This is a genomic window from Mesorhizobium sp. WSM4810, from assembly GCF_055811235.1.
Map to the genome: position 1 here is coordinate 264,952 of NZ_JBVVQV010000001.1, position 23,970 is coordinate 288,921.

General features: G+C 59.7%; 21 protein-coding genes. 14 read left to right on the forward strand and 7 right to left on the reverse strand.

The window, feature by feature from the left end; translation table 11 throughout:
* Positions 1-10 precede the first annotated feature (10 nt).
* The 6 genes from AC0L3O_RS01275 (at position 11) to AC0L3O_RS01300 (ending at position 6,304) form a co-directional block, all read left to right on the forward strand.
* Positions 11-1,831 (forward strand): Wzz/FepE/Etk N-terminal domain-containing protein, encoded by a 1,821-nt coding sequence (locus tag AC0L3O_RS01275; protein WP_473614539.1) that lies wholly within the window; start codon positions 11-13, stop codon positions 1,829-1,831.
* 8 nt (positions 1,832-1,839) lie between these two features.
* Positions 1,840-3,150, forward strand: coding sequence for a hypothetical protein (locus AC0L3O_RS01280; RefSeq protein WP_473614540.1), 1,311 nt, complete (start codon positions 1,840-1,842; stop codon positions 3,148-3,150).
* A gap of 310 nt (positions 3,151-3,460) precedes the next feature.
* Complete coding sequence (locus tag AC0L3O_RS01285) at positions 3,461-4,759, forward strand: polysaccharide biosynthesis/export family protein (protein WP_473614541.1); 1,299 nt, start codon at positions 3,461-3,463, stop codon at positions 4,757-4,759.
* Between the two features lie 21 nt (positions 4,760-4,780).
* Complete coding sequence (locus AC0L3O_RS01290; RefSeq protein WP_287288812.1) at positions 4,781-4,915, forward strand: hypothetical protein; 135 nt, start codon at positions 4,781-4,783, stop codon at positions 4,913-4,915.
* Complete coding sequence (locus tag AC0L3O_RS01295; protein WP_473614543.1) at positions 4,915-5,811, forward strand: glycosyltransferase family 2 protein; 897 nt, start codon at positions 4,915-4,917, stop codon at positions 5,809-5,811. The genes AC0L3O_RS01290 and AC0L3O_RS01295 overlap by 1 nt, the downstream gene beginning before the upstream one ends.
* An 88-nt stretch (positions 5,812-5,899) precedes the next feature.
* Complete coding sequence (locus AC0L3O_RS01300; protein ID WP_473614544.1) at positions 5,900-6,304, forward strand: recombinase family protein; 405 nt, start codon at positions 5,900-5,902, stop codon at positions 6,302-6,304.
* Positions 6,305-6,341: 37 nt separating this feature from the next.
* Here AC0L3O_RS01300 and AC0L3O_RS01305 read toward each other — a convergent pair whose 3' ends face one another.
* A complete protein-coding gene (locus tag AC0L3O_RS01305) occupies positions 6,342-7,541 on the reverse strand; it encodes a right-handed parallel beta-helix repeat-containing protein (protein ID WP_473614546.1) in 1,200 nt (399 codons plus the stop codon).
* A 207-nt stretch (positions 7,542-7,748) separates the two neighbouring features.
* On the opposite strand from AC0L3O_RS01305, the gene AC0L3O_RS01310 reads away from it, so the two are divergent.
* The 6 genes from AC0L3O_RS01310 (at position 7,749) to AC0L3O_RS01335 (ending at position 15,416) form a co-directional block, all read left to right on the forward strand.
* A complete protein-coding gene (locus tag AC0L3O_RS01310) occupies positions 7,749-9,404 on the forward strand; it encodes a GMC family oxidoreductase (protein ID WP_473614547.1) in 1,656 nt (551 codons plus the stop codon).
* A gap of 35 nt (positions 9,405-9,439) precedes the next feature.
* The gene (locus tag AC0L3O_RS01315; RefSeq protein WP_473614549.1) at positions 9,440-10,600 is read left to right on the forward strand and encodes a glycosyltransferase; all 1,161 of its coding nucleotides are present in this window, start codon (positions 9,440-9,442) and stop codon (positions 10,598-10,600) included.
* Positions 10,601-11,027: 427 nt separating this feature from the next.
* Complete coding sequence (locus tag AC0L3O_RS01320; RefSeq protein ID WP_473614550.1) at positions 11,028-12,467, forward strand: undecaprenyl-phosphate glucose phosphotransferase; 1,440 nt, start codon at positions 11,028-11,030, stop codon at positions 12,465-12,467.
* Positions 12,468-12,893: 426 nt separating this feature from the next.
* Entirely contained in the window at positions 12,894-14,066 is a 1,173-nt protein-coding gene (locus AC0L3O_RS01325) for a PqqD family peptide modification chaperone (protein ID WP_473614551.1), read from the forward strand.
* Entirely contained in the window at positions 14,063-15,067 is a 1,005-nt protein-coding gene (locus AC0L3O_RS01330; protein ID WP_473614553.1) for a nucleotidyltransferase family protein, read from the forward strand. The genes AC0L3O_RS01325 and AC0L3O_RS01330 overlap by 4 nt, the downstream gene beginning before the upstream one ends.
* A gap of 121 nt (positions 15,068-15,188) precedes the next feature.
* Positions 15,189-15,416, forward strand: a complete 228-nt coding sequence (locus AC0L3O_RS01335; RefSeq protein WP_473614554.1) for a hypothetical protein — start codon at positions 15,189-15,191, stop codon at positions 15,414-15,416.
* A 180-nt stretch (positions 15,417-15,596) separates the two neighbouring features.
* Here AC0L3O_RS01335 and AC0L3O_RS01340 read toward each other — a convergent pair whose 3' ends face one another.
* From AC0L3O_RS01340 to AC0L3O_RS01350, 3 genes are all read right to left on the reverse strand, one after another.
* A complete protein-coding gene (locus tag AC0L3O_RS01340) occupies positions 15,597-16,850 on the reverse strand; it encodes an HlyD family type I secretion periplasmic adaptor subunit (protein ID WP_128246374.1) in 1,254 nt (417 codons plus the stop codon).
* A gap of 265 nt (positions 16,851-17,115) precedes the next feature.
* Entirely contained in the window at positions 17,116-18,909 is a 1,794-nt protein-coding gene (locus tag AC0L3O_RS01345; RefSeq protein ID WP_473614555.1) for a type I secretion system permease/ATPase, read from the reverse strand.
* Between the two features lie 217 nt (positions 18,910-19,126).
* Positions 19,127-20,002: a right-handed parallel beta-helix repeat-containing protein gene (locus tag AC0L3O_RS01350; RefSeq protein ID WP_473614557.1), complete on the reverse strand. Its 876-nt coding sequence runs from the start codon at positions 20,000-20,002 to the stop codon at positions 19,127-19,129.
* On the opposite strand from AC0L3O_RS01350, the gene AC0L3O_RS01355 reads away from it, so the two are divergent.
* Together AC0L3O_RS01355 and AC0L3O_RS01360 are read left to right on the forward strand one after the other, a co-directional pair.
* The gene (locus AC0L3O_RS01355) at positions 19,983-20,522 is read left to right on the forward strand and encodes a hypothetical protein (RefSeq protein ID WP_473614558.1); all 540 of its coding nucleotides are present in this window, start codon (positions 19,983-19,985) and stop codon (positions 20,520-20,522) included. The genes AC0L3O_RS01350 and AC0L3O_RS01355 overlap by 20 nt on opposite strands.
* 275 nt (positions 20,523-20,797) lie before the next feature.
* The gene (locus AC0L3O_RS01360) at positions 20,798-21,013 is read left to right on the forward strand and encodes a DegT/DnrJ/EryC1/StrS family aminotransferase (protein ID WP_473614559.1); all 216 of its coding nucleotides are present in this window, start codon (positions 20,798-20,800) and stop codon (positions 21,011-21,013) included.
* A 459-nt stretch (positions 21,014-21,472) separates the two neighbouring features.
* On the opposite strand, the gene AC0L3O_RS01365 is transcribed toward AC0L3O_RS01360, so the two are convergent.
* The 3 genes from AC0L3O_RS01365 to AC0L3O_RS01375 all read right to left on the reverse strand — a co-directional run bounded on the left by AC0L3O_RS01365 (position 21,473) and on the right by AC0L3O_RS01375 (position 23,510).
* Positions 21,473-21,751: a hypothetical protein gene (locus AC0L3O_RS01365; protein ID WP_473614561.1), complete on the reverse strand. Its 279-nt coding sequence runs from the start codon at positions 21,749-21,751 to the stop codon at positions 21,473-21,475.
* Positions 21,752-21,935: 184 nt separating this feature from the next.
* Positions 21,936-22,694, reverse strand: coding sequence for a LuxR C-terminal-related transcriptional regulator (locus tag AC0L3O_RS01370; protein WP_473614562.1), 759 nt, complete (start codon positions 22,692-22,694; stop codon positions 21,936-21,938).
* A gap of 675 nt (positions 22,695-23,369) precedes the next feature.
* Positions 23,370-23,510 carry a helix-turn-helix domain-containing protein gene (locus AC0L3O_RS01375; protein WP_473614564.1) on the reverse strand — a complete coding sequence of 47 codons (141 nt, stop codon included), beginning with the start codon at positions 23,508-23,510 and terminating at the stop codon, positions 23,370-23,372.
* Between the last annotated feature and the right edge of the window lie 460 nt (positions 23,511-23,970).

Sequence of the window (23,970 nt, forward strand, 5' to 3'; positions counted from 1 at the left end):
GATTCTCTACATGTTCGCGTCCGATCACTTTGTCGTTCAGCCGTCCGGGTCGCCTCACCAGCCGATCCCCCCCAAGGATCGCGACGAGCTGACCGTGAAAGACATCTTGAGATTTGTTCGAAGCAGTTGGCGCCTTTGCCTCCTCTGGATGGTTTTGAGCCTCGGTGTCGGCGGCGCATATGCGGTCCTTTCGCCTGGATATTACACCGCCTATGCGACGATCCTCCTTTCACCTCCGCCCGCTTTGGAACCGGGCGAAGCTGAGGCAGATGAGCGGGTCTATGTAGAGAGCCAGATACAGGTCATTCAGTCGGACGAGGTCGTCGGACGCGTTGTTGACGACACTGACCTAGCAAACGAAGAGTTTGTGATGGATGACAGCTTGCGCGCGCGGATCTCCAGTTACGTGCGGAGCCAATTGGCGTCTCTCTTCGGCACCGAACTGCCGACGGTGGAGCCCAATATTCGGCATCAGGCGATGGTCCTTGTTAGGCGCGCGTTTTCCGTTCGTCAGTTGGGTTTCTCCAGCGCCGTCGAGATCGGGGTCACCTCTACCGATCCTCAGTTCTCGGCCATGCTCGCGAACGCGATCGCCGCCGGTTACATCGGAAATCAGCGCGAACGCCGGCGGGCTGCTCGCGCGGAAGAAACATCTGATCTGCACAAGCGGCTGGCGGAACTTCGGGAAAAGGCTTTTGTGACCGAATCACTGAAGGAACTCCCGTCGGACCCTGAATCCGCGGAGAGGGCAAGAGTCCTTTTCCGCGAGCAGCAGAGCGCGGCCGAGGTTTATCGCTCGCTTTACAATGCCCTACTGCAGCGGAGCCACTCCGATTTTAGCGCCTCGTCGCTGATCCCGAGCGCAAGGGTCATCACGGCGGCCGAACCGCCTCGCAAACGCAGTTGGCCGCCCACGGTCCTGGTGGTAGCGCTCTCCGTTATGGCGGGTGGGGTTGCCGGCGTTGGTCATGCATTGATCAGGCAAGCAATGAACCACCGCCTGATGACGGTCGAGGATGTGCACAGGTCGACCGGCCTCGATCGGATTGTAGGGATCCCCAGAATTCCCCGCCGCAGGTGGACTGTCGTGGGGCCATGCGAGCAGTCTTTGCAGCCCGTCTACTCAAAGGACGCTCCCGAGCTTCACAGCTCGCTGAGCATGATTGCCACTCGGATGCGCGGAGTTCAGGGCCACCAAGTGAGCAAGATTGCCACCCGGATGCGCGGAGTTCAGGGCCGCCAAGGCGGATTTGTAATCGGCGTTGCTTCACCCCTCGGCAAGTCCGGAAGCTCCACGGTGGCGGTTCATCTCGCAAGGGTCATTGCGGCGACCGGGCAAAAGACACTGCTCGTTGATGCCAATTGGCAAAAGCCATCAATGGACCAGCCAATGCTGAACGCGGAGCCAGGTCGCAAGCTCGCCAGGGCGTTTGCCACCATTCCCGCGGATCAGGAAGGGCTGGAAGTTCTGGCTCTCAGGCCCACGGGGTCAATCTCCGACTTGAATGCCTCGCTCTCCATCTCCGCTGCACTCCAGCATCTGCAGCAAGAATACAGTTGTATAGTGGTTGATTTTCACAGCACCGACCGCACCGCTGATCTCGAAGCGGCCATGGGCGTCATCAGCGAGGTCCTCCTGGTGCTGAAGGCACGCCGCACTTACGCGGACCATCTCGAGGGAATTCTGCGCATCATCCCCGCAGAGAAACTCTCGGCAGTAATTTTGACCAGGATCAATCGTGCGCCATCCTTCGCCGTGCGCCGCCGCACTGATCGCGGGAATCCACGCGGACCAATCTGGCTCGCGAAGGCTTTCAGTCCTAACCGGTGACACAGGCCATGACCTCGCCAGCGACATTGTCACGCAGGAATGGTTCAAAGCCGGTCGACCTCGTTTGCAGCCATTCCCCTGACGTGCTCGACTACACGCTCTTTCTCTCCGGCATTTGGCTGGCCTGCGCCCTGGCAATATCGCTTAAACTGCTTGGCCCTTTCTTCATAGTGATCCCGGTCGGTGTCTGTCTGGCCTATGCCGTGCTGCGGCAGACGGTGCCGCCTCGTCTGCTGGCGGTCTACACCGCCTTCTGCCTCTTCATTGCCCTGCTGTCCAGATACGGGCTGATGCCGGATTCCTGGCAGGTTTACTTCCTTCAAGAAGCAGTCATAAGGCAAATCGTCCCGATTGTGGGATTCTTCGCCGTCGCATGGGCATCCAAGGCTTATTTCCGCCGCAGGCTGATGAGCGGCAATGCCTTTTTTGGGGCACCCGTTTTCCTGTTCCTGTCTCTCGTTGTCGCGCCGGCGGTGATGTTTCAGCAGGGTGTGCAATACGAGGGCGCACCTCCGGGAGCCACGATGCTGATTCTCTACGGCTCGCTCCTCAATAACATTGCAATTGCCGTGTTCTTCATTGCAGGCGGTATTTTTCTGACGAATGACTGGCGCCGCTACGGCGGCATTTTGCTCTTATTGGGATTTGCCCTTGTGAGCCCCTTGGGTCAGTTCAAGGTGCTCGCGGTCACCATAGTGGTCATTCTAATTGGCGTGCCAGGCCGACTGGTAGCTATAGCTCTGGCGACGGCATTAACTGCTGCCTATGCCGTCGGGCTGAATTTCATACCTCAAACCTATGCCTTGGACCCGAACTCCGGGATCCGACTTGCGTTCATTTCGGACGCACTCGCATCCGTGGCGGATACATACGGCATTGGCATCGGATTTGGAAAAGAGTCGGTTCAGTGGCGATATGAGATCCCAGGTTTCGCGGATTTCACCTTTCTTCCTGACACCAGGAACATCACGCATGCCAGGATGCTTGAGATACTCTCAACGGGAATCCACAACTCGTTCCTTCAATCCATGCTGCGGACGGGAGTCATTGGATTCATTTTGATTGTATCTGCAATTGCGGCGGCGTTCCCACCACGCAGACTGCCGCGCGGCGTTCGAAACCATGCTTCGGCGGTCTTCGTCATGATTTTCCTCGCGATGTTCGTCAATGCAGTCCTGGAGACTCCTCTACAGATAGTGGGAATTGCATTCTCATACGGCTACCTGACTGCACTTCGCGCCACCGCTTGGGCCGAGGATGCGGAACCCGTTCCGCCAATTGGGATCGAAATGCAGCAAGGCGGTTCTTGGCGTACCTGACCGAACACGGATGCGGTCCGTCCGAAACAGGCGATCCACCGGTCTCGGTAGAAGGGGTGCGCGTCCTACCGGTTTTGGCACGGTAGGGGCATGAGAGCCGTCCGGCCAGTGCGCACACGCCTGCGATTAGGCGTCCTCGTCCGTTTCCATGAGGGGTGCCTCGAAAGAGCCAGCGAGCCAGCCATTTTCCCTCGGCCTCGGCCATGCCTCTTCTGGTAGCATAGGGCCATCCACTGCGCAGGTTCGCCCGCGCCGAGAAACCCGAGCTCAGTCACCCGTAGAGATACGGGGGCAACCCGTTGGGGGACCCATGAAGCTGTTGAGAACCTTGTTGTCGGCGCTGTCGATGACCATGGCTTCGACCCGCCTCGCTTCGTTCGCTGGCGCCATCGCTCTGATTCCGACAGCGGCACTTGCCGACTACAAGCTACAGCCCGGAGATACGCTGGAAGTGTCGGTCCCTGGTATTCCGGATTTCAGGCAGCGATTGCAGATCGGAGTGGACGGCGAGGTGAACTTGGCGCTGGTTGGAGCGGTTCAAGTCAGCGGCCTTTCCATTCAACAAGCGCAGGAAATAATCGCTGGCAGTCTCGCAAGCAAGCAGTATCGGCAGGGGACCGCGGACGGCCGTGAGATAACGCACCTGATCCAGGCCGACCAGGTCTTCATTTCAGTTGCCGAATACCGGCCCATCTATGTTTATGGTGATGTGGCCAGGCCGGGAGAGTACATCTTCCGGCCGGGGATGACTGTCCGACAGGCTGTGGCGGTTGCGGGTGGCTACAGCGCTGCCCAGGTTCGCATCGCCAATCCGCTCATGGAAGCGGCCGATTTCCGTTCCGAGTACAAAGCCCTATGGGCGCAATTCGCAACGGAACAGGCTCGCATTTGGCGCCTTCGCACCGAACTCGGCGAAGAAGTAAAACATGTCGAGAACGTGGCCGTGCCTGAGGCGCTCGCCGAACGATTGAAGCAAGCGGCAACAGCGCATATCGAAGCTCGTCTGTCAGACAGTGAAAAGGACAAGGAGCTTCTGCGACGTGCTGTCGAGGAGACCAGCCTGCAACTGGAGCTCCTGTCTGAAAAGAAGAAGAAGGACGAAGAGGGAAGCAAGGCCGACACCGACGATTACGAGAGCGTCAGGACGCTGTTGCAGAAGGGCCTAGCGCCGACCACGCGCCTATCTGAGGCCCGTCGAGCGGTGCTTATGTCATCAACCCAACTGCTCGAGACGATCGTCCAGGCATCGAACATCGAGCGCCAGCGCGGCGAATATGTCAGACAGCTGAACAAGATCGACAGTGAACGACAAATCGCGGCCTTGGGAGAGCTACAGGGGGCCTATATGAATCTGGCCCAGATCTCGGCGCGTCTTGAGGGTACCGCGCAGAAGCTGGCGCTTACAGGTCAAGCGCAATCCAGCCTGCTGACAGCCGCGGGTCGGCCCGAGATAAAAGTCCATAGAAAGCGAGAGCAGGGCGACGAGACGCTCCCCGGCAACGAAGATCTCGGGCTTGCGCCCGGCGACGTTGTGGAGGTCGTTTTGCCAAAGGTGGACTTTGCCGGAGCCGTCGCGTCCTCGCCAGGGGCGTCAGCAGTGCCGAACTGAGTTTCAAAGGAGCGACCACCGATGCGCGTCTTGCTGGTTCTCGCCGCACTTCTTTGGAAGGATGCTCTCGACGGCCTTCTGTTGTGGAATGCGCCCGAGCCGGTCTATCTGTGCGCGCGCTCGGCCTATCGGCTCGGCCGGAAGGTGCTTGCGTGATGAGCGTCACCGTCCCTCTCCCCTGCGATATCGTCTTCCTGGGACTCGCGCGCAATTGTGCGAGGACGCTTCCAAACTTCTTCCGCTTCATCGCCGAACTGCGGGGGGCGGGCCTGTGGGTCCGGGCAGTCATCGGCGAAAACGGGTCAAAGGATGACACGCGCGCGCTGCTCCTCGAGCACTTCCGGGCCGATGCTACGGTCGAGATCCTTGCGACGGATTTTATGGCGACGATCCCCGAGCGGCTGCCGCGCATGGCGGCCGGTCGGGAATTCCTTCGCCTGCACGCGAGCAAAAACCATCCCGCCACGCACCATGTCTGCGTCGTCGACCTGGACTCCGTGTTCGCAGCCCCCCCTACGATCGCCGCGTTCGTCTCATCGCTCGATCGGCTCGCCGCCGATGCGAGCCTCTTCGCCGTGGCCGCGAGCTCGAAGCCGCGCTACTACGATCTGCTGGCGCTGCGGTGCGAGGGCCTATTCATGGAGAATCTTCAGCATATTATCGTTCGCGCGAAACGAAATCCGCTCACCTATCGCTCCACCCTGGCACGATGCGTCCACGATGCACAGGAACGGGTGTCGGCGAGTTCTCTGCGGCACTGCGTCTCGGCTTTCAACGGCCTCTGCCTCTATCGGGCGGAACCCTACTATGCCCACTCCTACATCGATGCCCAGGATCGCGAGAGCTGCGAGCATGTCGTCCTCAATACGGCGATACATGCCTCGACCGGCAGTCATGTCCTTATTGACGACGGTCTGATTGTGACCGCTCCGCCCGAGCATCTTCGCGAGCAACCGCTTCGCTTTTACACGGTTCGCCTTTTGCGGCTGATGAGGCGCGTGTCGATATGGTGTGCTGGCTCAGGCCCACTCGGCTCGGGGCACCGGCCATGACTGCGATCACGTCATCGGTACGGCGGGAGCCGCCCGCCCTCGGCCTCTCATCGTAACGGCGCAAGGCTTCTTACGATTGGGCAAGGCGATGATCATCGGCTACTGTCGTATCAACACCTTCGAACCCACCGCAAGGCTGGAGGCGCAGAAGCTTTATCTTGCCCGGCTGGGAGCCGAGAACTTCTTCTGCGAGAGGGCCAGCATGTTCGGCTCGACGCCGGAGCTGGAGAGGGCGATCGCATGTGCCAGGAAAGGAGACGTGATTGCTGTCACGAAGCCCTACCGTATTGCGCGCACAACCCGGCAGGTTCTGGCGCTCATCGAAAGGCTTGGCAACAAGGATGTCGGTCTCCGCATCGTCGACACACCTGTCGATACGAGCACGACGACGGGACGCATGATCCTTGCGTCAGCGCCTCTCTGGACGCTTGGGATGTCCCCGCCGCGGTCAATGTTGGCAGACCTGTTTCTCTTTTGGCGTCGTCGTCGGTAGGGTCTCGTCGGATTCGACGCACTAGCGCACTCTCTGCTCACTGCCAGTCGAAGGCAAGCCGCAATGGCGGTCTGGGGTCAAATGCCTTGCGCTCGATGGACCAACCGGCATGCACGGCCGCCCTTTGCCAGATGATGTTGCGGGGATTGGCGAGCGCGTAGACGCAGCAGTCCCTAACACTGTGCTTTTCAGCGCCTTCTGATATCCGGGTATGGAACGACAGGCCGTTGGATGTCGGGGCGTCCCTGCCGTCCCGTGGCTCATTGTAGGTGTCCCGGCTCCGGCAGCGGTTGAACGAGCAACCGCCACTGCCGACCTTACCCTGCGGAACGGCCGAGAAGGCGCCGTTGCCCTGTTTAACGGCATCGACGTCATCGACCCGGCAATTGAAGCTTCCCTCCAGCATGACGCCAGCGCCCGTGGGGCTGTTGTTGTAGACGACGAGTCCACGTCGAATTGCACAGCGGTCCGAGTGAAAGACAGAAATATTGTCCTCGGTCCAGGAGGTGGGACCATTCTCGGCCGAGAAGTCTTCCAAGCTCGTATCCGGAGAGCGGTTGAACTGCACATTCTGTCCACGCGGGAACGGCCCGCGCGCGTCGTGGAGTTCGAGGAAGCTCATCTGGGTGCCCGGACAGTCGACGACATAGATGTTGGAAGCGCCGCGGGACGCCTTGACTCGGGTGATGATCGCATCCGGGCAGCTTTCCAGCTTTATGTTGTTGCGGTTCTGGCTTGGTCCGGTCCCCGAGGGGGGAGCCCCGACATGATCGATCTCGAGGTCCTGCAAGCGTATTCCGGCGGCTCCCCGGGCGTATATCCCGCTGCCCATGGCATGACGGATGCGGCAGCTGCGAACAATGACGCCGTGATGGAGTATCGTGATCCCGTTGCCCAGGGGCGCATAAATGTCAAGATTTTCAATGATCTGCCCATCTGCGCGCGAAAGCACCGGTCCGCTTGGACGCAGAAAGGCGGCCGCTCCCCCGAACCATTTACCGCCGTCCGATCGCCCCATGCCCAGATGCAGTTCTGCGCCGACGACGCCCGAGACGGGCAGCGCCAGCAGCCCGGCAAGGAGATAGCGCCGATTAAGGCGGGGTTTCAAGAGACTGCCGGCCGCGCCACCCGTTCGGGTGCCAGACGTCGGCTCCGCTTGTGCGGAGACGTCGAGGTGGCCCTGCCGCGTCCGTCCTCTCGGCAAGGCGGCTTCCTCCGCGAGATTGTCGTCAGGCATCCCCATCTCCCCCCTGTGCGCCAGCCGGCGCAGGTTCCCGAAGAATGCGGATTGGCGGCAGGCTTATGCCCGCACAGCATTCCGCACACCATCTCTCTATTCAGCCCGCCGCGAAAGCCTTCATAAGGCTTAATCCCGATGGGCAAAGTGCCATCTGCCGGATTCCCTGCCATTCTCTGAAGCTGGCGATAGGCTGAGCGCGAAGCGATGTCGGTTGAGGCGGATGTCTTTGACTATGTGATCATCGGAGCCGGGGCGGCAGGCTGCGTGTTGGCCAATCGTCTGGCGGCTGACGGCACCAATACGGTCTGCCTGCTCGAGGCGGGGCCATCCGACAGCAGCATCCTTCTGCACATTCCGGCGGGACTCTACAAGACATGCTCGAATCCGAAATATGCCTGGCAGTTCGAAACGGAGCCGAGCCCGGGGACCGCCAATCGCTCTATTCCGATGCCGCAGGGCAAGACACTGGGTGGTTCGACCGCAATTAACGGGATGATCTACAACCGTGGCGCCGCCGCGGACTTCGACGAGTGGGCCCGCCAGGGCAATCGAGGCTGGCGCTACGCCGACTTGCTGCCCTATTTCAAGAGAAGCGAGCGCAGGATTGGGGAATGCGATCCCTTCTACCGCGGGACAGACGGGCTACTTCCGGTTACAGACTGCGATTGGCGACATCCGCTTTGTGATGCATTCATCGAGGCCGCGCTCAATGCCGGCGTCCCGCGCAATCCCGACTACAATGCGGCGAGCCAGGCCGGCGTGGGCTACTATCAGCGCTATATCGACAAGGGATGGCGCGTGAGCGCTGCGCGGGCTTTCCTGCGGCCGATAGCCAAAAAGAAGAACCTGGAGGTCCGCACGAAAGCGCAGGCCACTGCCGTCCTGTTCGAGGGAAAGCAGGCCATCGGCGTTCGGTATGCACGAGGGCCGGGTCATCCCATGAGCGAGGTGAAGGCCCGTAGCGAGGTGATCCTCTGCGCCGGAGCCGCGAACTCACCAAAGCTGCTGCAGCAGTCCGGCGTCGGTGCCGCGCGTATGCTCTGCGAGCTCGGGATTCCGGTCGTGCACGATTTGTCCGGTGTCGGTGCAAATGTCCAGGACCACTATGCGGTCCACCTGATCGCCCGGGTAGAGGGCATTGAAACGGTCAGCGGACACGGCGTCGCCCTCCTGCGCGAGGCGGCCAAATGGATGCTGGGTCGCCCGAACTTTCTCGCCGTCGGCCCATCGCTCGTCTACGGGTACCTCAACTCGCGGGATATTCACTCCACCCCCAATATCCAGCTTGAACTTGCATTGGGCAATTATACTGACCACCGCGCGCGGCGGTTTCCTGTCATCAAGCTTGGCTACTATCAGTTGCGGCCGAAGAGCATCGGACACGTGCGGGCCGTCTCGGCCGATCCGTTTCGAGCTCCGCTCGTCCAGCCCAACTACCTCGCCGATGATCAGGACCGACAGGTCGTCATCGACGGCATGAAGACTGTCCAGCAGCTGTTTCGCGCCCCCGAGCTAAGGCGCTACAACTGCACGGAAGAGCTTCCCGGCCCGAAGATAACGGACGACGCTGACCGTCTTCAGTTCGCCCGCGAAATCGGGCTGACCACCTATCATTTGTGCGGATCGTGCCGAATGGGCCCCTTGGACAGTGCAGCGTCTGTCGTGGACGACCAGTTGCGGGTCCACGGCCTCGAGGGCCTGCGGGTCGCTGATGCTTCCATCATGCCCGCCGTTCCCTCGGCCAACACCTCGGCCGCTGTCTTTATGATCGCGGAAAAGGCGGCAGACATGGTCCTTGGCCGGCAACCCCTCCCGGCACTGGAGCGCGACAAGCCGCCGTGGCGGGCTGCAGCGGGGTAGCCGAAAACCTGAACGACAACTGCCGGGAGAATTCCTTGAAGAGACGTACACTGGTTGCCTCTGAATTCAATGCGAAGGACCGAGCACACTTTGCGTTGGCGTATGAGTTCTGCCGCATTGTTGCGGAATGTGAGGACGCCGATCTAATCGCCCCCGGCCTCGACAACTACCTGACGAGACACTTTCACGCCATCTTGCCAAAGCACGACCCTCACAACGTCCAGCGTGACTTCAACCGACTGACGAATGCGGTCCGGAAAGGGCTAGGGTTTAGGAACGCGCCAACCATGGAGCATGTTCAGCTCACGCAAGACTATGACCTTTTCTTCTTCGTCGCCTGGAGCCCGCAAAGTCTTGTAGAATTGTCTCGGATCCACGACTGGCGCGGCCGCTGCAAGGTTGCTGTCGCGTATCTGTTCGAACTCTGGTCGAGCACGCTCGAACAGGACCGCCAATATCTGAAGCTCCTGGACCAGTTCGACCACGTGTTCCTGTTGCACAGCGCGTGCCTACCGCGCCTGCCTCAATACACCCGCACGCCCTGTTCCTTTCTTGCCACGGCTGTCGACGGCCTTATTTCAACGCCGTATCTGTCGCCGGTCAAACGCGTGGTCGACGTATACTCGTACGGCAACCGAGCCGCGAAAATACACCGGCAGCTTCTGAACCTGGCCCAAGACCGGGACTTCTTCTATCTCTACGACACGCTCGCAAGCACAGATTCCCGGGTCAGGGACTGGCACGAGCATCGGTTGCTGCTCGCCAATATCATCAGGCGCACGCGCTATTTCATGGCATTCAGTCCAGCGGCACTTGCAAACTCCAAGTCCGTCACGGTCGCCGGCGAGCAGGTGCTGCCTGCCCGTCTCTTCGAAGGTGCCGCGGGCGGCGCCGTCATGCTTGGGACCGCGCCGCAATGCGCCGAATTCGGCGAGCACTTTGACTGGCAAGACGCGGTGATCGAGATATCACCAGACTCGAGCAGTATCGCAGACGTAATTGGCGAACTCGATGCAAACCCCCGCCGCACGGAATTGTTGCGCCGGACAAGCGCGGTCCGTTGCCTAGAGATGCACGATTGGGTTTACCGCTGGGAGCACATCCTTGCCACGATCGGAATGGAGCCGCTGCCGCGACTCCATATTCGCAAGTCCCTGCTGCGACAGATCGCCGCCGATGCGATGGCGCTCGCCTAGGCGATCAGGCCCGAAAGTGGGACCGGTTTCGGGTTCGGTGCTCAAACAATGAGAAAGAGCGGCAGTTCCGAACCGGTTGCTTCCGTCGGAGCATCCGCCGCTCCAGTGCTGCGCGCGAGAGCATTCATTTCGAGCTACTCCGAAGAGCTAACAGGCGCGGGAAGCGGGCCAGGAAAAGGTCGTGTGTCCGCCGGCTCTGCTCTTTGGGGTTAGAGCTTATGCCGAATTGGATTCGCACAGTGTCGCTGCCATTCTCAACTCCAACAACCGAGTGCTACCGCAGCCACGGCAATCGAACTTTGCAGGAAGGGCAATGACCGCAGGCGGCGGATGCAGTCACGCTGGGCATTTCAGCGGTTTTCAGCCGAGGAGGGGCGGTCGTCACGACATTGGTGGATCGATGCGGCTTTGAACGCAGGTGAACGTCATGGCACTTCTTCATGAAGACCCCCGTGCGGGCGTCACGTCAAACGCACCGCGGTGGAACCTCAAGGGCAATGTTCTTCTGCAGTCATTTCCGCTTCTCGAGGCAATGTCCGTCGTGCTGCTCAGCATCGTCTCGGGAATGGTATATGATCTTGTGAGTTTCGGACATTTTGGCGAGTACGGCCGGAACTTCGGGCTCGGTGTTGTTGTAGCCGCCCTTTTTTCGACTTCCGCATATGCGCGCGGGCTATATCTGAGTTCCGAGCCGCGGTCGCTGGCCTCTCAGGTCAAGGACGTCGTGCTGATCTGGACGGCGGTCTTTCTTTGCCTGTCGGTTGTGGCGCTTGCACTCAAGGTGGGAGACATGTTTTCGCGCCAAGCCGTCATGCTGTTCTTCGTGACGGGAGTTGCCGGCATCATCTTCGTGCGCTTGGGCGCCGGACGACTGGTTGCCTCCTTGACCAGGTCGGACATGCTTGCCAAACCGCAAGTAGTGATCGTAACGCAATCGGACGTGCGCGTGCCAAGTGGCGCAGTCCAGGCAATCGAGGCTTCCGGATGCGATGTCTGCCAAACGATTACATTGCCGGCGGCATCCAGCGAGGGCTCGCTCCTTGAGTGTATGGATAAGCTCATTGAACATGTGCGTCGGCGTTCTGTCGACGAGATAGTCCTTGCTGTCAGTTGGGCTGACATATCCCTGATTGAGAAAATCACGGCTCACCTTTGCGTGGTTCCGGTACCCGTAAGGCTCCTTCCGGACCACGTCGTTAGCGCGCTCTTGAAGCGACCTGTCGTCAACCTGGGGGGGACGAGGGCGATAGAACTGCAACGCGCGCCCCTAACGGCGCCTCAGCTGCTTACGAAGCGGCTCTTCGACCTTGTGCTGACCACTGCTGCCCTTCCATTTCTTCTGCCCCCTCTGGCCGTTGCAGCGGCGCTGATTGCGCTCGAATCCAGCGGGCCGGTGCTCTTCTGTCAGCGTCGGGCCGGGTTCAATGGCCGCACGTTCAAGATCTATAAGTTCCGAACGATGACGATCCTGGAGGACGGGCCTGTTGTCCCTCAAGCCTGCAGGGGCGATCCCCGCGTCACCCGCGTTGGGCGCATATTGAGAAGGTTCAGTATCGACGAGATTCCGCAGCTGTGGAACGTGCTGAAGGGCGACATGTCGTTGATAGGCCCACGGCCGCACGCGCTGGCGCATGACAGCGAATACAGCCAGATCATCTCTCTCTATCCGGCTCGGCACAAGGTGAAGCCGGGGATCACCGGCTGGGCACAAATAAATGGCTGCCGCGGTGCGACGCCGCATGTCTACATGATGATCAAGCGTGTCGAACACGATATGTGGTACGTCAACAACTGGTCGGTCTGGCTCGACATAAAGATCCTGCTTCTGACCATCCCCCGCATCTGGACGGGGCGAGACGCCTTCTAGCCTAACTTGCCGACTCGAGGCCGCTGGAGGCGATTTTGTGTGGCAAGTGATTGATTTGCAAGGAGTGGCGACTGGCAGACGACCCCATCAGTTAACTGCCAAGCGACAGCTTACTCGGAAAGAGCGAACCTCTTCTTCGACGCTATTAGTTGAATACGACTTTGGGTGAGGCTCGACACCATGAGATGTGCGGAAAGGCGCTGTTACAGAACATCTGAATGCAAGCGATGATCAGTGCGAAACACAGCGACCGCTCAATGCATAACCTGCGACTTCAAGCAAAAGTGGCCGCACGGCAACGGCGTTGGCAAGGTACCGCTATGGGAGCGGGGAGGAATGCTATGACTCGAGCGATTGACGAAGATCGTGTGCCGCTCGTCGTGACTTCCAGTCGAATCGACGATCTCCACGCCCAGACAAACGAGGATGACGGCTTCTGTGGGTCCGCAACAAACCCGAACCGCTGACCGAACTGCGGGGCCTCCCCTTGTCGAGTATGCTGCGGCGAGGTTAGTTCCCCAAGGTCGGCTTGCATCCATCAAAGGGCAAAATATCCTGCTCAGCTCGACACAGGGGGCAGTTTTTGCGCTCAATGACACTGCGGCGGATATCTGGCGCTCGCTTCAAGAAGGCGCGCCGGTCGAGGCTATTTTGGGTGAGATGGCAGCCCGTGGCGTTGATAGGCAAGAGGCCTATGGCTATGTCGAGGCTGCCCTTCGAGACTGGGAACGGCTCGGCCTAATCCAGCCTGCTCCACCGCCGTGCCCAACCGCAGTTCATCAATATCTCTGCCAGGTCGTTGCTGTTCCAGGCGTGTGTGCGCGCATACTGTATCCGGCCGCCGTCGCCTTTCCGGCCGCGACCGTATTGCAGCATCTCGAGGTTCGAAACAGGGCCGTCGACGTTCTATTCCATCTGGTTGAGCGCGGGGAGCGGATCCACCTGTTCCGGGATGGCCACTGGACTGATTCCTGCGGTCGCGACGAGATACCCATTATGGTCAAAGGGCAACTGCTGGCCGAAGTGCTTGAGCACAGTGAATATGAACTCGCCCTCCACGCGGCGGCCCTGTTCAAGAACGACCGCACGCTCCTCCTTTGCGGCGGCCCTGGCTCGGGCAAGACGACCCTGACCTTAGCGCTGGTCCACGCGGGGTTTGGCTTCGCGGCAGACGATGTGACACTTCTCGACTCGGCCGGACAGGGTATCGGCCTGGCTTTTGCGCCTGCAGTCAAATCGGGATCATGGCCCATTCTGGGAGAATATTTCCCCGAACTCGGCAGGTCTCCGGTTTACCGGCGCCCCGATCGCAGGCGCGTGCGTTTTCTTCTGCCTAAGGATCATGTCCCTCCCGTTCCCCGGCCCGTTGGCTGGGTGGTCATGCTCTGTCGGACGCAGGATGCCAAACCTTCCCTGCGGGTGATTGAGCCGACCGACCTCCTGGGTGGCTTGCTGAACGGCGCCTTTGCGCGGAACAAGGAGCTAAGCAGCACTGCGTTTGACGTTCTTTGCCAAGTCATCCGATCGGCACAGGGCTTTTGCCTGACCTATGCCAAACTGGATGACGCGTTGGAACTGCTGAAGGCGGCGTGCCGATGAAGGCCACCAGGAATGCGCTCGAGGCCCTGATCGCTGGACTTCGCGGCCGCCTGGTGGTAACGGCCGACTGGCAGGCGGTGATTGCACTCGCCAATCATACTCTGCTTACGCCCGCCTTGTTCGCCGCTCTTGCGCGTACGGGCCAGCTTGACCGGCTCCCCGAAGACGTGGGCGAGTATCTTCAGTTCATTTACCGCTGCAACCGGCAACGCAATTTGCGCTTGCGCAGGCAGCTGAATGAAGCCGTTGCTGCCCTCAATCAGTGGGGCATCGTTCCGGTTCTGCTCAAAGGGGCCGTTCCCTTGTTCCTTTCGTCGAGCGGCAGGATTCCCGACAGGATGATGAACGATCTCGACCTGGCTGTGGAAACGGACACAGTAGAGGCTGCCCGCGCTTGCCTAGCCGAGCTTGGCTATGCCGAAGCGGCGTTCTCTTGCGACGGCATGGGACGCCCACAAGACGTCGGTCTCCTGGAACTCCGGCCGTACCGGGAGATTGACCGCGAGTCCCCGAGGCTTGCCTGCCGTCACGGTCTTAGGACGAAAATCCCCGCCCCACAGTCGCGTGCCCTCCACTGGATCATGCATGATCTCATCAAGGAGGCGGACTACTGGCGCGGAAGGACCGACTTTCGCCACCTTTATGATCTGGCACAGCTGGCGGAACAGCATAAGCTGGATTGGGCGGTGCTCCGAACATCTTTGCCCGACCAGAACGCGCGGAACGCGTTCGATACTCAACTCCTGGCATTGAGTCACTTCTTTGGCGTCAGAGCACCGGCGCAATATGTGCGGCGCCCATTGGTCCGCTTTCAACATTGGCGGCGTGTCTTCCCCTTGTACCATCCCGCCCTCGGCGTTCCATTGCGTCTGGTCGGCAATTCGCTGTGGGGTATGTGGCGACTCCTACATGGCGATGGCTTGGGCCGACGGAGTCCGCTCGACTTTGGACGCCGCGCCACTAGCATCCTCCTTGATGGCGATCTTGGGTCAAAAGTGTAGTAATACTTAATTTCCTGAATTGTATCTTGATGGCGCCTTGATCTTCTCGAGACGCATATATCAGATTATGGCGTTAGAGTGTTATTCACTGGCTGTTGTTCACTGGACTGGAGTCAATTCGATGAAGAGCGGGAAGTATTCCAAAGGAAAGACAGATAGACTTGTCCCGGAAGAACAGGCACGTCGTGAATTTCTAAAGAATGCCGGGCGTTTTGCTGTTGTAACACCTCCATCCATTGCTCTGTTGCTTGGCACGAGCTTGAACTCGCATGCTATTGCCGCATCGCATGGCGCACGTCCCGGACATGGATGGGGCGGCAAGAAACGCACTCCTGGCCGCAAGCGTTAGAATGGTTCCGCTGGTCGTTCTGGCCGATCATAGATGACGTGTAGTCCGGAACGCCTAAGCCGGTTGGAGGCGGCCGTGGAAACGGAAGCGCGCCTCGCCCGATCTTTGCCCCAGCGGTCATCCATCCTGCCATATTGCCGCGTCTCTGCGGTCTACCCTGATCCCGTCTAAGGGAAGGGGTCAGTTTTCGCGCATGCCGAGACGGAACGCGTCCGTCAGAGGTTGCGTCAAGTAGGACAGCACGGTCGTCTCGCCGGTCGCAACGATCACCTCCGCCGGCATGCCGGGCCTAAGTTTCTCGCGGACCTGTTCGGGGAACTGAGAGACCTGCACGGAAACTTTCAACTCGTAGTAGGGCTCACGCGTCACTTCGTCATGGAGCGCGTCAGCGGCAACGGTCTGCACCTCGCCGATCGCGACCGGCGTCGAGCGAGCCTTGAACGAAGGCAGTCGGATCTCGGCAGGAAGGCCCTCGGCAACATTGTTGATGTCGACCGGCGACATCTTCGCCGAGACGATCAGAGTGTCGTCGTCAGGGACGATCTCCATCAAGGTTTCGCCGGGGCGAACCACGGCTCCTATCGTGTGTACCTTAAAGCCGACAACGCGCCCGGACCGCGGTGCGCGTATTTCGGTGCGGTTGAGCACGTCATCTGCAACGTGCAGCTTTTCGCCGGCGTCGGTGAGCTTGGCACTGGTCTCGGCAAACTGTGCCGAGACCTCTTCGATGGCCTCGCGCCCGACTTGCTCGATCTGGAGTCGCGCCTCGCCGATAGTGTGGCGCTCGCCCGCTATTTCGGCAAGGAAGGCACCAAGCTGACCTTGGAGATCGGCCTGCTGCCGTTTGAGCGCGGTCAGCCGCGTGCCCAGAATGATGCCCTTATGGGCTAAGGGCGCCAGCATATCGTGCTCTTCTGTGATACTCTCGATCTGCAAACGGACAGCCTCGCTTTGGGATTGCATGGCCTCGATCTTCCGTTCGGACTGGGCGATGCGCTCCTGCAAAATGGGAACCTCGTTCGTACGGGCCAAGCGGCGCTTGTTGAACAGTCGCAACTGGTCTTCCATCGCGCGCTGGGCGAGGGGGGCGCTCCCTAGCGTGAGTTCGCGCGGGAATGTGACCATTTCGGCTCCGTCCAGTTCCGCCTGCAGCCGTGCCTTCTCGGCAAGCAGCGAGAAGACAGCGGACCTCGCGATTTCGCCCTGCGCCTGCGCCTCGGTGAGATCAAGGCGCACGAGCACCTGACCCTCGGTCACATGTGCGTTGGGCGAGACGAGAATGTCGCGCACGATACCGCCCGCAAGGTGCTGAACCGCCTTGCGGTCGGTTTCGACCACAACTGTACCCGAAGCGATCACCGCGCTGTCGAGGCTGGCCAGAGAGGCCCACCCGCCGAGGATGCCGAAGGTCAGCACGACGATGCCAAAGCCCATCCGCGCGGGCTTGCGCCAGTCGCCGGAGAGGTTTGCGTGCGCCGGCTTGTGGTCTGAGCCGGCAAAATCTAACGGCGCGAAAATCTGCGGGAAGCTAGCTCGAGTCGCCCGTCCTGCATGCAAGAGCGCGGAAAGTGTCGGCCCCACCCCGCTTGTACAAGCGGGGGCAGGGGTCGAGCGGGCCGTCCGCATCGGGAGCCCGCGAACCCGTGCTATGATTGCCGTCCTTTTCGAGGTGTCAGGCATCATCATTGGTTTCGACTCGTTATGCATCGACGCGTGTCCGGCGGAGGAGAGAGTGCGCTGGATCTGACGCCGGCGGTCCGGCGCGCCCTCCATCCCAGACGGGCCGCCGCGGTGCCGGCGCTACGTTCGGGCCGACGAGCGACGGCAGCAACTGGTCACGACTGCCCATCTGCGCTATTCGTCCTTCCTGCATGATGATCATTCGATCCACCGCCGACAGGAGGTTCGGCCTGTGGGTCACGATCACAACGGTCTTTCCGTCTCTCCGCAACCCTTCGATTGCCCGGATCAGTGCGCGATTGCCATCGCTGTCCAAATTGGCATCAGGCTCATCGAGCACGACGAAGCTCGGCTCGCCAAACAGGGCGCGCGCGAGACCGACCCGCTGCCGCTGCCCACCCGACAGTCCGACTCCATCCTCCCCGATGTCGGTCATATACCCTTTGGGGAGGCGCTGGATTATCTCGTGCGCAGAGGCGAGTGTTGCCGCCTCGGTCACCTGCGCATCGACCGCGTCAGCTCGGAAGCGCGCAATGTTGTCGCGCACGGAACCGGAGAACAGCTCAATATCCTGGGGCAGGTAGCCGAGCGCGGTGCCGAGTTGGTCCGGATCGTAATGGCGCAAATCGTTGCCATCGAGTCGCACGCATCCTTGCGCCGGCGGCGACGCACCTACAAGCGCACGCGCGAGCGAGGATTTGCCCGAGCCCGATAAACCAACGAGGGCGACCACCTCTCCCGCTTTCAGCGTGAACGTCGCGCCCATGACGACCGGCGTGTTCGTACCGGGGGCGAGGACGAAAAGGTTCTCGACGGAAACCGTACCCCTGACGTCAGGCAGACGCACGCGTCCAGCAATGGGCGGGTTCTCCTCGAATATGCGTTCCAGGCGCGCATGGGCGCTGCGCGCGGACACGATACTTTTCCATTGCGCCACCATGATCTCAATAGGGGCAAGCGCCCGACCCATGATAAGCGACGCCGCAAACAGGACGCCCCCGGAGATTTCCTGGTTAATAGCCAGGTACGCACCGATGCCCATCATGGCCGTTTGAATGGCCATGCGCAGAAACTTGGATAACGCAAGAAGTGTGCCGCCGCGCTCGCCCGCGCTGACGGAGTAACCTAGCGCTTCCTCGCGGATTCCGGTGCACCGTGACCGGATAGCGGGCCCCATCCCGAGCCCCCGAATTGCCTCTGCATTGCGCAGCGAGGAGCCCAGCCTGTCGATCGCGCGAGTGTTCGTGAGCGAGGCTCGCAAGAGCAAGCCCTTCGTCGCTCGCTCATTTACGAGTGCGATCGTCACTATCGCCACCGCGCCGACGAGGGCCACAAGGCCGATCAACGGGTGAAGTAGGAAGCAGATCACGATGTAGATCGGAGCCCAGGGCGCGTCCATCAGCGCCATGATGACGCCGCCCGAAAGAATGTCGCGCATGAGGTCGAGATCGCGCAGGGTCTGTGCATGATTCGATCCGCGGGCACGCAGCGCCGAGGAAAGCGCCGCCTCGAAGGCGGGACCAGACAAGAGCCGGTCGAACCGCACGCCAGCCTGCTGGAGGATACGAGCCCGATAATGTTCGAGGGTCCCATAGGTCATCAGCAACACGCCAACGATCACCGAAATAATGACGAGCGTATCGGCATTACGGCTCGTTAGGACGCGATCATAAATTTGCATCGTGTAGAGCGGAGACACGAACATGAGAAGATTGATGAAGAGCGAGAGCCCGCCGGCCGCGCAGAGGCCCGGACGGATCTCGCGCAAGGCCACCGCCAGCGGCGAGGGCACGTGCAAGGAGAAATTTGTCATCTATTATCCGAATCCAGTGAAGCGGTCGCAGAGCGCTCTAACCTGGCCATTTTCAGGCCTCTGTTCACGAGCGAGGAAGGCGGCAGGGCAGGCGAGGTCTCATGCAAAAATCCCCCGACGGAACCACCCGCCGAGTTGGTCCGAGCGCGAGCCCTGCCCCATCACACCGTGCTGAAGTGTGGCGCAACCGTCTGCTGCAGCCGGTTGCGCCACCTGTTCAGACTGCGTAGTCCCAGGCGAACTGGTTATCGACGTGTGCCATTGGGGTGGCGGCGGCATCCTCGTGCACGTCGGCTACGACCGCCTTTGACTTGTCCCAAATGATGTTGTCGGGATTGCCTGGGTTGGTGTAGCTCGAGTTCAGGACGCTGACCCCGCCGGAGCTGACATTCCAGATCAGTCCATTCGACGAGGAAGCCCCGCGGCCTTGGTCGGCGTTGATACCGTCGAACGACCTCGTATCGTCGAAGGTCACATCGCTCGCGTAGGACGAGAACGCGCCATTGCCCTGATGGATGGCGTCAACGTTCTGCACCCTGCCGCCGGTCGATCCGTTCTCGAACATCACGCCGACGCCGGTCACGGAGTTGTTACCGTCGATCACCCCGTTAGAGATCGTCGTATTCGGGCTACCATAGACCGAGACGATGTCCTCAGGATGCGAGTTGGCGGCGTCGTTGACAGCATAGAAGTCGGTCAGCGAACTATTGCCCGAGTTGTTGAACTGGACGAACTGACCGCGCGGGAAGGGGCCATGGAAGTCGTAGCCATCGACGTGCGAAAGATCCGCGCCGGGCGAGTCCACGAGATAGATACCGGTCGAGCCTTCCCGCACCGTGGTGTTTTGAACGGTCAGGTTCGCGGCGTTTTCTGCCCTGATGTTGATGATGTCCGGGCTCGTCTCGGCGTCGATTCCCGCCGGCGGGTCGGCGTTGATGACCTCGGTGTTCTCGATCGTGACGCCGGTTGCGCCCGATACCGACACCCCGTCGCCTTCGGCGTGATGGATACGACAATTGCGCAGGATGACATTGTCGTGCGTAATCGTGACCGCGTCCCCGTTGGTGACGTAGATGTCAAGATTTTCAATCACCTGGCCATCGTACTCCGATTGGATCGGTGTGGTGGTGTGGGTAAGACCCTGCGCCGGCTGCGTGGATGCCGTCGGCGCGGAAGCGGTGGAAGTGGGAGCCTCGGCCGTCCCGGTCGATGTCGGGCTTGACGCGGCTGTCTCCGTCGGCGCGGAAGCGGTGGAAGTGGGAGCCTCGGCCGTCACGGTCGATGTCGGGCTTGATGCGGCTGTCTCCGTCGGCGCGGAAGCGGTGGAAGTGGGAGCCTCGGGCGTCACGGTCGATGTCGGGCTCGACGGGGCTGTCTCCGTCGGCGCGGAAGCGGTGGAAGTGGGAGCCTCGGCCGTCACGGTCGATGTCGGGCTTGACGCGGCTGTCTCCGTCGGCGCGGAAGCGGCGGAAGTGGGAGCCTCGGCCGTCACGGTCGATGTCGGGTTCGACCGAGCTGTCTCCATCCTCTCGCGAAAGTTGTTCAACCATTCCGAGTGTTTCCACTGTATTCCCTGTTCGGAATTCATCAACTTCATGTGTTTCTCCAGTTAAAATATGAATTCACTATAAGTATCACTAAGGACACCCATCGACGATAAACGAAATTTTATCGTCTTAACGAAACTCGGCTTATACAACCAGAAATTTCGTCTGGTAATATAATGCTAACCTTCATGTCCAGAATACGGCGTGGATAGGGCTATACTGAGACTCTCCCGGGCGATCGGCGCTGCGTTCAAGCCTGCGCCTACGTCGGATTGCAAACGTCGCTTAGTACTCGGATCACGCGTGACCCTACCCCCGAGCAGCAGGAGACAAGGTCATGCATGCTAGGCGGCCAACGGCACGGCTCGAAACAGGTGATCTACGAGAGCTATCCTGAACTCGGCTACAATTTCCGCCTGACTGACCTGCAGGCTGCCATCGGCGTGAGCAACTGCAACGGCTTCTCGCACTCTTCACGCGGCGGAGGCAGCTTGCGGCGCGATAAGGTGAGCGCCTTCGCGCAGCAACTGGCAAAGCTTGCTACGTGGACGACCTGATGACGGCTTGACGCGCCAGATAAATTAAGACGCGAACATCGACCAAGCCGTCAATCTTGGCAATCGTATCGAGGTAACCATAATCGGAACTGGCCGCCTCATGTTTTTCTTTCATCGGCCCGCGGGAAGCCCCGGTAACCCTGACGGCCGCGCATCGGCGCCACGATGGCCGTCGCCCGGAGCGGCTGAAAACCAGGGCTCGTGCCCTTCCCCAAGGCCTCAGGTTCGAGAAATCCGAATAGGCCTCGATGATGCTGCCCTACGTCTAATGAGTGTGTTTTGGTGTAGCGTTTTCCTAAAGAAACTATGCGGTCGGCGTGTGGAGGGCCTTCTCGACGCGTGTATCTTCCAATCATTTAGATCGTCTGAAAGTCGGAGGATCCCCGTTGTGGGTCTTGGCACGATCGGCAGCATGCCCAGCTGACCTTGGACTCGGATCAATTGCCTCGGAACGGTCGCTCAATCTGCAGTGTAAGCAGGCTCGGGGAAGGTGTATCTGCCAACCCATCTTATTGCCTCCTCTATCGTAGCGAAATTCTTGTGCTGCCCGCTTAGCAGCCCGAAGCCCGTCTCGAGAAACCATTTGCCTTTCGTCGAGTAGGCTTCCTCGTCGATCTGCGTGAGGACCGCCACCAGTTGGTCGCACTTCCACACCAGAACCCCCGATTCTCCGCCCTCGACCGTTCCGATCCGCACTTCGCTGAACGAGAATCCAGAAGTAATTTTTGCTTTGCCCACTTTGATAAAGCCCTCAACTTCAAAATGGCAGTAACACTGGTGGGGTCCACCTCATGCGCCACTGCGATGCCGTCTCCACCGCTCGCTACCATCGCCGGGGGATGATTTGAGCATATGGTTCTTGATAGCGGAGGCTCATATCAGGGCGAAGCTTTGGCAAAAGCGAATGCACCAGCCCGAATGATTATATATTGTAAGACGGCTGAGTTGCCATCTCGCTCCCCGACGGGGCATTGCCGGATGCGGGAGTAAGCATGCCATGGTTCATCGCCCAAACTGCAGCCTGTGTACGGTTGCGGACCCGGATCTTTCGGAGGATGGCCTTGACGTGTACCTTCACCGTAGCTTCGGCAATGTCGATCTCGCGCGCGATGGCTTTGTTAGACTCCCCTTCGATTAAGCGGCGTAGAATACAGTTTTCCCGATTTGACAAAATTGATAATTCTTGATCCTCATGATCCACGTTAACAACCACCTTTGTTAACTCATCAGCTACCGCGTCAGGTTTCAGAACATGCCTTATTTCTTGAATAGCCGTTGAAGTTTCGGCAGGTAACACCATCTGCCCTAGCATAACCAATTCCAGAGCTTTGATGAAGGTGTCGTAAGCAGCGACTTTTATCAAATACCCGTCTGCCCCCGCACGAAAAGCTGAAACTATATCGGTCGATCGACAGTGATCGGCTAGCGCGACGACATGGCTGGTCGGATAAATCGCTTTGAATTCTGCAATTTGTGCGAATTCAGCATCCGCATCAGTACCGCCGACATCGATGATGAGCAAGATGGACCGGTGCTGGGCTAGCGGCTTCTCCAGAAGATCGTGAACACAAGCCGCAGAGAAAAGGACACGAAACTTTGTCGCATCCAGGATTCGACTAAGGCCTTCTCGGAGTAACTCGCTCGGCCCGACAAGTACTGTTGTAAAGGATTCTCCTGTCATCATTGCCTCCCGCTTCGGCGCGATTGAGGTACACGCGTCGAGTAGAGCACTCCACGCCCCAACCGCACTCGATGCGTCGGTTTAAGTCTCTTGCAGTTCCTCACTCCCTCGTGGCGAGAACAGGTTGGGTAGTGTAAGGACTATTTATAAGTAGTCACTAACATAGGTTGCTTTTTAGGTAAATTTCGCTGCAAACCGACGTCAAGCTACAACCCCAGGGCGCGGCAATCTGCCTGAAGACGCAGGGATGGCACGGTTAGCCATCTCGAGCCGCTGGCAGCCGAACGACGATCGGGTAGTGCCTGCGGCGATTGCAACGATAGAGGATTCCTGAAGGTGGAGATTGGCGTGGTCAGGTCTGCCGCAGTGTGTCAGGCACCTGCACTTATTCGGCAGCACCCTCTCGTCGCGCGATAGGCCGTGTCGCCGTCGGTCATGATGATCGGACCTTTTTGCATATTGCTCGAACGAGGTTGAGTTTCGTTCGGCCCGTCCTTCACCGCAAGCCGGATGCGGATACCGTGTGGTCGAGATAATATCACTGCACCGCCAGGCCGCGCACGACCAGTCGTCCGGAAACATTTGGCTGGAACTGTTCCAGCGACGGCCGAGGGGTCGTCTTCCGGCAGAGAATTTGCTAATGGCCCCATGCGTTGCCGCGCTAGGAGATAGCCGTTACCTGAGATACTCGTTGTCGAATCCGACTATTTCGACCAGCTTCTTGCGGTTGATCACCTGTACATGGCCGCCCCTGAACGAGACGAGATCGGCCTTTCGGAGTTCCCTCAACGTTCGGTTGACGTGAACGGTGGTCATTCCGAGGATGTCAGCAAGTCGTATTGCGTAAGGGGAGACTCATATCTTCCATAGGCCGACAAGCAAACCAGCAGTAGCGCTCGACAATTGAGCTACCGAGCCGGCCGCCAGTCCGCGATTTGCCATCTTGGCCTGCTCCGATTTGGATTCCCTGCTAGCTGCTAAACAATTCCCTGTTAGTACGTGTAGGGAATTTGGCGCTAAATCATTGAATCTGCGCAGCGATTTCTTATTGAAAATTGGGTCAGGCCCTCAAAAACCTCGAAGTTCACTGTTTTTCGGCGCCTATGGACAGAGACCGGTTCGCCAGAGACTGCGACAACCACCATTTTTCTTTGTTATCAATAGGTTATAATGGGTGCTGCCAAGCCGATTTGACAGCATTTGGCAGCGCCCCGGCAGCAACGAAAAAGGGCGGCTCGCGCCGCCCCGGTTTCTTTGCTGACGATCCGCAGCGGCG